This is a genomic window from Shewanella oneidensis MR-1, assembly GCF_000146165.2.
GTDB classification, from domain to species: Bacteria; Pseudomonadota; Gammaproteobacteria; order Enterobacterales; family Shewanellaceae; genus Shewanella; species Shewanella oneidensis.
In genome coordinates, this window is sequence record NC_004347.2 from 3,552,482 (window position 1) to 3,563,491 (window position 11,010).

The following is an 11,010-nucleotide window of genomic DNA, read 5'->3' on the forward strand; positions in this document are numbered from 1 at the left end:
TTTTGTCCGTTCACCCATATAAGTCTGCAACCATGCTATATGAGTAGAGCCTTATTTATCACCCGTAAGACAGTCAATCTTTAAGCATCAATCAGATTATGAATATGACGATTGACACCACTAACAAAAGTTAAAAACCTCATTTATTAACATTAAAATCATATGGTTATTTAATATATCGCGGAAATTATTATGGTTTAACCGCACAAACAGTGACGATAAAGATAAAACCAAATTCAGATATAAATCTTTAAACAAAAAATGTTACCCAATTTTTCAATCGCAAATCGACGGGTAACTAAAGTGCATTTAACTCAAATGAGGGATGAAACAAGTCGCGTACCGTTAACGACAATCAACACACTATCTACACTTATAAAAAAGGAAGTCAAGCGACTCCCTTTGTATTTAACCCTGATACCCTTTATCGTCGCTTACAATGTCAGCTTAATACTGCAAATAAATGGGCTTTTAATTGGGCAAAATCAGCGGCTAATTCAGCAGATAATATCGGTTTATGCGCTACCGCTTTTAATTCTGGCGGCAGAGGTAAGTTAAGGGCAAGCTCCCTGTCAACCACATCCTTAAACTTAGCGGGATGGGCTGTGCCTAAAAAGATCCCCACTTCGTCAGGCACTAAATTCAAGGTTAACGCCTTAGCCGCAATCGCTGCATGGGGCTCAGACACATAACCTTTCGCATAAAGATCTACCAACGCCTCCGAGGTTTGTGCTTCCGACAAGCAAATACCCACTAAATCCGCCAGTGGCCAACCAAGTTTCTCACAAATAGCTTCGACACGCGGCCAGTTGCTGGGCTCGCTCACATCCATCGCATTGGACATAGTCGCTTGAGTAGGATTGGGTTGCCAATGACCGCTATCTAAATAACGTGGAACGGTATCATTTGCGTTGGTCGCGGCGATAAAGCGTTTGACAGGTAACCCCATGGCTTTGGCAAACAAGCCTGCGGTCAGATTTCCAAAATTTCCACTGGGCACCGCAATTACAGGGTCGGCCTCGTGACGCTGTTTCGACTGGGCAACCGCCTCGAAGTAATAACAAATCTGTGCCAGTAAGCGACTGATGTTGATTGAGTTTGCCGAGTTTAAATGCAAACCATCACGCACATCGCTATCTTCAAAAGCCTGTTTGACTAAATGCTGGCATGCATCGAAGTCTGACGCCACCGCGACTGTGTGGATGTTCTTGCCTAAAGTAGTGAACATTTTTTCCTGTAATTCACTGATCTTGCCCTTAGGATAGAGCACCACAACATTCACTTTTTCGAGGCCATAAAACGCATCGGCCACTGCCGCCCCTGTATCCCCTGATGTTGCCGTTAAAATGGTTAAGCGCGAGTCTTGAGCAAAGACATTGATGCATTGCGCCATAAAACGCGCCCCAAAATCCTTAAATGCTAAGGTGGGCCCATGGAAGAGTTCAAGGCACGCACGTTGCTCATCGACTGCCACCAAGGGTAAATCAAAGTTAAAGGCACGCTCAACCAGTTGATCTACCATATCTTGACCCAGTTCAGAGGCGAGCCAAGCACCAAGTACTTTTTTGCTACGCTCGACAAAAGGCATCGCCAAAAGCGCCTCAATATCATGCAACACCGGGATTTGAGTTGGGAAAAACAGCCCTCTGTCTTTACCGAGTCCTAATTGCACCGCTTCCTTAAAGCTCACTGTCTGCGAAGGGTGTTTTAAATTATATAGTTCCATGTTCACTCACTCGACCTTAATTAATGCCAAGCCTTTAAGACTTGGGCTTAATGCTTTTAAAAGTAAGAAAAATTAGTCAACCCTGCGCGTACCTTGCTCATCGAGGCGGCAAACATGGGCAAAGCCGCCCGCATCGGTCAGATAATTGGCCTCTAACCATGCTTTGGCAGCATTGGCGGTGGCGAGATCGTCTGTCACCGAAAACAGGGTTGGCCCGCTACCCGAAATACCAGTGGTTAACATGCCTAATTCGGCGAGTGCAGCTCTGGCATTGTCATAACCCGGAATCGCCGCTGCGCGGTAAGGTTCGGCCAGTACATCCTTTAATACTTGGATAGCAAGCTGGGCGTTTTGCTGATAAGAAGCGTGCACAAAAGCACTTAAATAACGGCCAAAATCGATGACCACAGACTTATCGTATTGTTCTGGCATGAGTTTACGCATCATGGCCGTAGAGAGTGAAATCCCGGGGTACGCCACCACCCAATACCATTGTTTAAAACTGGGGATCGCCTCGCAGATAGCACCAGGCACATTAAGCATCAGCTGCATGCCGCCTAAATAACAGGGCGCAACGTTATCATAATGCACACTGCCGCTGATCTTACCCTCAAACTCACCCATAAGTTCGAGTAGCGCTTGCTTATCGTAGGGGCAACCAAAATGTTCGTTCAGCGCATACAGGGCTGCAACCACAGAACTGGCGCTCGAGCCTAAGCCACTGCCGACGGGCAAGTTTTTCTCTAGGGTTAATGCCACGCCTCGGTTTTCTTTCCCGAGGGCTTTTAAGAAAAACACCGCACACTGATGAACGATATTATCCTCGGGATTGCTGGGTAACTTATGCGCCCACCCCCCCACTTGAGTGAGGCTCACTCCCCCGTCCGCCGCAGCAATAGTGACTCTATCGCCGAGTAAACTGCCATCGATGGGTGCAAGTGCCGCGCCCAATAAATCAAAACCCACCCCCACATTCCCCATAGAGGCGGGAGCGTAAACGGTCAAACTCATACACTCACCTCACGAGTCCAATTTAAAGTTCTTAATACATCAGCAAAGGCACCAGCTGCTGTCACTTCTGTGCCCGCACCATATCCACGCAGCACAAAGGGAATGGGCTGATAATAACGGCTGTAGAATGCTAGGGCGTTTTCCCCGCCTTTTACGCTATAAAGTGGATCGGTGGCGTCGACTTCGGCTATGCGCACATGGCACGCGCCTTCTTCAATCTGCCCCACATAGCGCAGCACTTTACCCTGCGCTTTCGCCTCAGCGACTCGCGCCGCAATCGCCGCATCAGCCTCGGGTAAACGCGCCATAAAACTTTCCACATCGCCAGAATCATCAAAACTTTCAGGCAAGACTGAGTCGACAACAATATCACTTAACTCAAGTTTCAACCCCACTTCACGGGCCAAAATCAGTACCTTACGCGCCACATCCATGCCACTTAAATCATCACGGGGATCGGGCTCAGTAAAGCATTTCTCCCGCGCCAGTTTAGTCGCCTCAGAAAGTGACATCCCCTCATCAAGCTTGCCAAAGATAAAGGATAAAGAGCCTGACAAAATGCCATTAAACTTGTGTAATTTATCACCAGCGAATAACAGTTTTTTCAAGTTATCGATAACGGGTAATCCCGCGCCCACGTTGGTCTCGTACAGGAACTGACGGCGCTGTGTCAACGCGGTCTGACGCAGAGCTTGGTAATAGGCGTAATCGCGAGTGTTAGCCTTTTTATTGGGCGTGACGACATGCATGCCGGCGTTCATTACCTCTAAATACTGGTTCGATACTTGTTCGCTCGAGGTGCAATCCACCAGCACAGGGTTTAACAATTGTTGCTCTTTTACCCACGCCAGTAATGCAGGAAGATCACTTGACTGCTGACTGTCGGCAAGCAGGTTTTGCCAATTGTTTAAATCGATTCCCGCACTATCGAGTAACATTTTGCTTGAATTCACGATACCGCAGACACGGATACTAATATGCTGCTCTTTTAACACGATCGCCTGTTGTTTGATCTGCTCGAGTAAGCCTGCGCCCACATTGCCGCAACCCACTAAAAACACATCCAAATACTGCTGCACATCGAAAAAGCCCTGATGACAGGCGGCTACCGCATGTTTGGTCTTACGCTGTTCGATAACTGTTGAAATAGAACGTTCAGAAGAGCCTTGGGCAATCGCAATAATATTCACACTCGCCTGCGCTAACGCTTGGAAAAAGCGCGCAGCGACACCTTTATGGGTGCGCATACCATCGCCAATTAACGAGACAATGGCTAAGTCATGGCGCATTTCAATCGGTTCGAGTAAATCACTTTTGATTTCTAACTCAAACTCTTGCTCCAGCGCCAATTTCACCTTGGCGGACTCACTGGTCGCCACACAGAAACTGATGCTGTATTCGCAAGAACTTTGCGTAATAAGAGACACAGAAACGCCACTACGGGAAATCGCCGCCAGTGTGCGACTCGCCATGCCGACCATGCCCTTCATACCAGGGCCTGAAACATCAAACATTGTTTGATTATCGAGGTTTGAAATGGCTTTAACTTGTAACCCACTTGCGTCGGCAAGGTTTGAGACCAAAGTCCCAGGCGCATCGGGGTTAAAGCTGTTTTTGATGTAACAAGGAATATGAAACTGGGCAATCGGTGCAATGGTTTTAGGGTGCAGTACCTTAGCACCAAAATACGATAGTTCCATCGCCTCCTGATAACTTAACTGCGATAACAACTTAGCATCTGCTACGACGCGAGGATCGGTATTGTAAACCCCATCGACATCCGTCCAAATCTCACAGCTTGAGGCATCTAAACAAGCAGCCAGCACCGCAGCAGAGTAGTCAGAACCATTACGCCCTAACGTCACGACCTTGCCATCTTCATCGGCTGCGGTAAAGCCAGGCATCACCCAAACACGCTTTTCATCGAGCAACAGATTCTTAAATCGCGGCTTACTGACAGCAATATCCACCACTGACTCGAGCGGACGACCACGGCCTAAAAACAGCTTACGTGGATCAAGCTGCGCCGAGGTAATACCTTTGGCCAGCATAACTTGTTCCATTAGGGCCGCCGATAATCGCTCACCCGCCACCACGATTTCGGCACATATACCGTCAGGACATTCTTGCAGCAACGTGATACCGTGTAATCTATCTTGCCAACGAGCAAGCTGCGCGCCAAGACCTGCAAAAAGCAGCTCACTTTGAGTACTCGATAAACCTGAACTCACCGCATCTTGATACAGAGAGGTAAAAACCCGCTCAACATGCTGAATAACAGGCGAATAATCTTCGCCTTTTACCGCTAAATTCACCATTTCTAGCAGGGCATTAGTCACGGTTGCAGGCGCAGAGAGCACAGTTGCAACAGGCTCCATTGTTGCCGCTTTAGCGACGATATCCGCCGCCATTGAAAATCGCTGCCAATTTGCCAGCGAGGTACCACCAAATTTCATTACTTTCATCTTGATCTCCTGTACCGCGCCCGACTTAGAAATAAGAGCTAGAAACAAAAAAGCCCGCTTCTTTGTGGGAAGCGGGCTCGTCGTTAAATTCTTTAGGGTGTATCAGCCCGCCCCCACTCTGGTTGTAGTGGTGGTTGTAATAATAGTAATTACTACGAAACCTAGGCTATGCATACGTTTGGGCTAATCCATGTCAATGTGATGTAAAACAGAATTGCTTTTTTCCCCCAGACTTGTCAACCCCTGAAATGGATTATTTATGAACAAATCTTTCACTTGGGTAAATTAGTGGTACAAGATTAATAAATATCAAGTTTTCATAGGGTAAAAATACGTTTTCCTCAACAGATAACTGTTGACGTAAACGTAATGCAGCACAATTGCAAACGGTTTAACATATTAAAATTCAATAAATTATAATGACAATTTTTTACTTCAATATGATTAAGGCTTTTAAAGCTGTTTTAGCTGCCAACGAAGAGCAATGCGTACAAAATCACAATTCAGCATTTCTATCATCATAAATGACGGTTAATCCCACCAACAAAAAGCTGTGCGATATCTAACATAAGCAACTTCAAATTATCGCCAGCGCCACAAAAGCGCGTTATTATGCGCGCACATTCCGAACCGGAGGCGATATGAAGATCACCCAACACAGTGCGGTAACCATTCATTACCGTTTATCAGATCAAGAAGGCAGACTTTTAGAAAACTCTTTTGATGCCGAACCTATGCTCTATCTGCATGGTACAGAAAACCTGATCCCAGGATTAGAAGCCGCATTAGAAGGTAAAGCCAAGGGCGAAAAACTGGACGTAACGATCAGCGCCGAAGAGGCCTATGGCCCATACCATGATGGTCTACGCCAAGCGGTACCATTAGAAGCATTCGGTGATATCGAAGATATCGTGCCAGGTATGCGCTTTATTGCCGAAACCGAAATGGGTCAGCGTCCAGTTCAAGTTGTTGAAGTAAAAGACGATGTTGTGATCGTTGATGGTAACCACCCATTAGCGGGCCAAGCACTCAGTTTTAACATTGAAATCATCGATGTGCGTGAAGCGACAGCGGAAGAAATTGCCCATGGCCATATTCATGCCCACGGCGGATGCGGTGGCCATGGACATAGCCATGATCACAGCCATGGCGGCGGATGCTGTGGCGGTTCAGGCAATGATGCTGGTGGCTGTTGTGGTGGCTCTGATGACCATGACCATGACCATCACCACCATGACCATGATCACGAAGCTTGTGACACACCCAAAGCGGGTTGTGATGGCAACGGTGGTTGCGGCTGCCGCGGCTAATATAGGCAGCAAAGCCTAATAGCCCCCCCTGAGGAGCTGATAAAAAAGCACTTCCTTAAATAAGGAGGTGCTTTTTTTATCGTCAAATGAGTATAATCAGCAGGTAAATAGGGACGTTTAAGATAAAACAGCATTTTCAGCTGTAAAATCAATATATTCAAATTGATATAAACATCAGGCGATGGAGTGCATATGTTAGCAAAACCTGTATATGAAGTTTTACCCTTTAGTTATATGATATCTGGCAGCTTAAGCTTTATGCTGCTCGAACCTGATTATGCGCTGATTGCTGGTTTTGTTGTATTTGTTTTGGGCGCCAGAATTTACAATTTACGCTCTCAAAATCGCCGAACCGACCCCGTCAAACGCCGAAAATCAGGGTATATTCCTAAGACGATTTACGATTTACTGCCTTTTATTTATCTCTTCTCTGCCTTAGCCATTTTTAAATTTTTCCCTAAAAATCTTTATCCTTTGCTGGCCATTATGTTACTCAGTTATAGTTTGTATATTCTCGTTAGACGCTCCATCCACCGTCGCCATAAAATTCCTGCCACTCCCCAGTTTTAATCAAATCTGCGGCCCAATGGCACCGAACATAATTAACTGATGAGTTGTTGGATTTTATCCCTATGACTTGGTGCCATATTCTTTAAATAGTTAGAACAACGGGTAATGGTCGCAATACTCACCTGATACTCGGCTGCAATTTGCCTTTGGCTCATTTCTCCATTTAGCAATAGCTGAAACACTTTTAGCCGACCGGCAATAGCGCTGCGCTCTTCCTCTGTCAGCAATAAATGGAATAATACCGACAGCTCTTCATAATTCCCATGGCTCAAAATTTTTTCTAATACTAAGTCCCAATTGGCTCGCATAATCGCCCCATAAGTATTGTTTAAGCATTACAACGGCAGTTTAGCAGATTTACTCTGCCAACAAATAACTTGTTACGTTTATCCCTCTTCTCTAGACAAAAACTGACAAATTTGCTTCTAGTACATTAAGTTAATTTGTGTACAATAGCAGTGCAATGTCACACTTCGACGCTAATTTGTGAGAATACGATGAAAAAAATACTCCTAACTCTCGTTGCCGGTACCTTATTGGCTTCAACTGCTCAAGCACACAATTTTGAAGATGCAAAAGATGCGATTCAATATCGCCAATCTGGATTCAGCCTAATTGCTTATAACTTTGGTGATATGGGCGCCATGATGAAAGGTAAAAAGCCTTTCGATGCTGAAACCTTTGCGATGCGCGCAAAAAATGTTGCTGCGCTTTCACACATCCCTTTTGAAGGTTTTATTGACGGTTCAGATAAAGGCGATACCGAAGCACTCGCAAAAGTTTGGCAAGATAAGGCCGACTTTGACGCTAAGATGAAAACCTTCCAAGAAAATGCAGCCATTCTTGCTACCGTAGCTCAAAAAGGTGACCAAGCTGAAATCAAGCAAGCCTTTATGGATACAGGTAAGAGCTGTAAAGGATGTCATGACGTTTACAAAAAAGACTAATTGATTGACTGAGTTATTAAAAAAGCCTGCGATTACTGCAGGCTTTTTTATTCTCACATATGCACCCTAAACGATATCAACGCTATAACACTTGCACTATTGGCCACATTAAATTGGCAAAAACCAAACCTGCGAGCATCAGCACAATAATAAGCGCAAGCCATTGAGACTTAAAAACTAACGGTGATTTAGCAGCAATAGCATTTTCGCGCTGAGGAATGCGCTTATAGCCACTGAGCATTGCACCAACTAGCTTGTCCCCTTTCACCGCATGCACAACCACAGCTAATACATGCACAACAATCAGTAGTAGGATCACGTTAAAATTCATCTTATGCAGCCAAGTCAGGAAAGTACTGGTATCGGAGCTAACGTAGCTATATAAAGGGCCCTCAGTAAACACATCATCAGTTACAAATAATCCCGTGACTAACTGCAGACTAATAATAGTAATCAGCGCTATGACCATGTATCCGCCCATCGGATTATGCCCTAGTACCACAGATAACCCTTTTGAACGCACATCTTTCAAATAGGCGAGCACGACCTTGGGATGATGAACAAAATGGCTGAATTTAGCGGTATCACTGCCGAACAAGCCCCATAACAGCCGAAAACCAATCAAGATTAACAGACTGTAAGCAAAAATCTGATGCCATTGCATTTCTCCCGCATCGGCACTCCACCATAGTAATGCCATCAGCGCCACCATGGCCCAATGAAAAAAGCGCGTGGATAAATCCCAGACTCTAACCTTGATATGTTCGGTTTCCATAATACCTACCACTTACCTGAGCAATGAAATTGAATTAGTGGGTATTCTATCGGGATCTTGTGGAAAACTTAAAGTAAAGATAGGTAAATCAGGGGAAAGACGGTGCAGTTATCCCATCGAATATGGCCTGTTCTGGCTGGTAATTCAAGTCTTTTCGACCAAGAATCCCCGAGATTTGTCTAAGCGATCAAATATCCAACGAACAGTATCGAACCGGGTAAAAAGTGTGATTTAACTCTCGTTTTTAAAGGCATAGATTGGTAATCTGAAACCGAAGAAAACAAATAGAAGGTTCGACATATGCTAAAGATTACGAGCAAACAATTAGAAGTAACTGCCCCAATCCGTGAACGCATTGAAAGCCGTTTCGAGAAACTTTCTAGGCACGATGTGCAGTTGATTAATCCCCATGTCATTATCACCGAGGAGAAACCTGGTTTCAAAATTGAAGCATCGGTTGGCATCCCAAATGGAGAACTTTTTGCTCAAGCTAAACACGATAATCTTTATGCAGCTATCACTGCTATGGGTCAAAAATTAGAGAAACAGCTCAATCGATTAACCCATAAACCCGAGGCACAACGTTTTGCATCAATTGATCACTCTGAAGAAGCAATAAATGTAGAGGAGGATTACGAGGAGGAAGATGCCGCCTAATTTACTCGATGTTAGTGCGTTAGAGCGAGACCACATCACTTCGAGAGATATTAAGTAGATACAGTTTAATAGATAACATTTTTACACAATTTTGAAAAAATGCTTTAATGGTTAGTAAAAAAAATGTGAATCTTTAAATAACTACTACACTTTACTAAGTGACATCAGAATCGAAGTGATGTGAATTTATAAAAATATATTAAGTACTATGACAAGGAGTCTTAAATAACACAAAACCACAAGATATCAGCAACTTAGAATTTATCTACATATCAAAATATTAGTATTAAATTGAACAGTTTAACTTCTTTATTTATGGTTTAACACTAAATGGAGTACTGAAAAAATAGAAATTTATGGCTAATGAAGACTCATTAATTGGGATTGTAAGCAAACCACCACTAGGGAGTTGTCTGTTACATCGTTTCCAGAATTAGATCCATACTCTTAAACCGCTATATGTTACAAGCAAATTGCGATAGCTAATAGATGTTAATACTGAGAGAGGAGGACGTTAGCAATACCGCTAGAATTTTTAAGCACTACATTGATATTTTTTGTAATTTAACTTCGAACAATCAAACAATATTAGGAGGTTAATAGCATTATCGGCAATATAAGCAGACGCGAATATTGCTTTGAGTTGGCAAGAAGAATCTAAATAATATGGAACAAGGCTCGCTGCTTAACAGCAAATATACTAAGTACTCATGTGTACTAATCTTAGCCAATATTCTTTATTTACATTCTTGTTTTTGAATAATGAGTTACAGTGTTTAATAAACGAAAATTCGTGGTAAAGGGTATAGATTCGTTTATTCAAGTAGTAAGCAATACATTCTTTAATGTTAACAACACCTAAAAACGAGGAGGAACAGTTTGCTTGACCAATTTATCAACCAGCGCACCTTCGGGTGCGCTTTAATTTTTCCTGTTTACATCTCTATATCCTAATTATTAGATAAACCATTCTCGCGAATTTAGTACTCAAAACCCACATACCAAACATTAACCCCGCCTGAGTTTTAGTGTAAACTTATCCGTTCGTCTATAACTTTAAGCAAGGCATTGAAATCATGACACAAGCGCTGTTTTATCTGATGCCACCAACGGGCGAAAACACAGCTCTGAGTGATTTATACCAATTGGCTTGCCGCCTATCCCAACGAGCGTTTATAGACCAACAACAGGTCTACATTCATTGCCAAGATAAAAATGTAGCCTTCGAAATTGACGAGTTATTGTGGCAGTTTGATCCCAGTGCTTTTGTCCCACACAACCTAAAAGGTGAAGGCCCAACCACTGGTTCACCCGTTGAAATCGGTTTTGATCGACTTGGACCTAACAAAAGTCGCCAACTTCTGATTAATCTTGCAGACCAAGTACCGCCATTTGCGGTAAACTTTGGTCAAATCTTCGATTTTGTGGCTAATGACGACCAACATAAAGTGATAGCACGTGAACGCTACCGCCAATACCGTGGCCTAGGGATTGAATTAACAACCCAAAATCTAGCGACACATCCACTTAATTTAGTTTGAGACAGATA

The 11,010-nt window shown here is 43.8% G+C and carries 10 protein-coding genes; 5 read left to right on the forward strand and 5 right to left on the reverse strand.

Features of this window, described 5'->3' with window-relative positions; genetic code table 11:
- Positions 1-442: 442 nt before the first annotated feature.
- The 3 genes from thrC to thrA all read right to left on the reverse strand — a co-directional run bounded on the left by thrC (position 443) and on the right by thrA (position 5,202).
- Complete coding sequence (thrC, locus tag SO_RS15915; RefSeq protein WP_011073271.1) at positions 443-1,726, reverse strand: threonine synthase; 1,284 nt, start codon at positions 1,724-1,726, stop codon at positions 443-445.
- A gap of 72 nt (positions 1,727-1,798) precedes the next feature.
- A complete protein-coding gene (gene thrB / locus SO_RS15920) occupies positions 1,799-2,737 on the reverse strand; it encodes a homoserine kinase (protein ID WP_011073272.1) in 939 nt (312 codons plus the stop codon).
- Entirely contained in the window at positions 2,734-5,202 is a 2,469-nt protein-coding gene (gene thrA / locus SO_RS15925) for a bifunctional aspartate kinase/homoserine dehydrogenase I (protein WP_011073273.1), read from the reverse strand. The genes thrB and thrA overlap by 4 nt, the downstream gene beginning before the upstream one ends.
- Positions 5,203-5,843: 641 nt before the next feature.
- On the opposite strand from thrA, the gene slyD reads away from it, so the two are divergent.
- Both slyD and SO_RS15935 read left to right on the forward strand, forming a co-directional pair.
- The gene (gene slyD / locus SO_RS15930; protein ID WP_011073275.1) at positions 5,844-6,512 is read left to right on the forward strand and encodes a peptidylprolyl isomerase; all 669 of its coding nucleotides are present in this window, start codon (positions 5,844-5,846) and stop codon (positions 6,510-6,512) included.
- Positions 6,513-6,704: 192 nt separating this feature from the next.
- Positions 6,705-7,082, forward strand: coding sequence for a hypothetical protein (locus SO_RS15935; protein ID WP_011073276.1), 378 nt, complete (start codon positions 6,705-6,707; stop codon positions 7,080-7,082).
- Positions 7,083-7,114: 32 nt separating this feature from the next.
- Here SO_RS15935 and trpR read toward each other — a convergent pair whose 3' ends face one another.
- A complete protein-coding gene (gene trpR, locus SO_RS15940) occupies positions 7,115-7,390 on the reverse strand; it encodes a trp operon repressor (protein WP_011073277.1) in 276 nt (91 codons plus the stop codon).
- Positions 7,391-7,579: 189 nt separating this feature from the next.
- Between trpR and SO_RS15945 the strand changes: the two genes are divergently transcribed.
- Entirely contained in the window at positions 7,580-8,029 is a 450-nt protein-coding gene (locus SO_RS15945) for a c-type cytochrome (RefSeq protein WP_011073278.1), read from the forward strand.
- Positions 8,030-8,111: 82 nt separating this feature from the next.
- Here the strand turns inward: SO_RS15945 and SO_RS15950 are convergent, their stop codons facing one another.
- Positions 8,112-8,804, reverse strand: coding sequence for a cytochrome b/b6 domain-containing protein (locus tag SO_RS15950; RefSeq protein WP_011073279.1), 693 nt, complete (start codon positions 8,802-8,804; stop codon positions 8,112-8,114).
- Between the two features lie 300 nt (positions 8,805-9,104).
- Between SO_RS15950 and hpf the strand changes: the two genes are divergently transcribed.
- Positions 9,105-9,461: a ribosome hibernation-promoting factor, HPF/YfiA family gene (hpf, locus tag SO_RS15955; protein ID WP_011073280.1), complete on the forward strand. Its 357-nt coding sequence runs from the start codon at positions 9,105-9,107 to the stop codon at positions 9,459-9,461.
- A gap of 1,076 nt (positions 9,462-10,537) precedes the next feature.
- Positions 10,538-11,002, forward strand: coding sequence for a DNA polymerase III subunit chi (locus tag SO_RS15960; protein WP_011073281.1), 465 nt, complete (start codon positions 10,538-10,540; stop codon positions 11,000-11,002).
- Positions 11,003-11,010 lie beyond the last annotated feature (8 nt).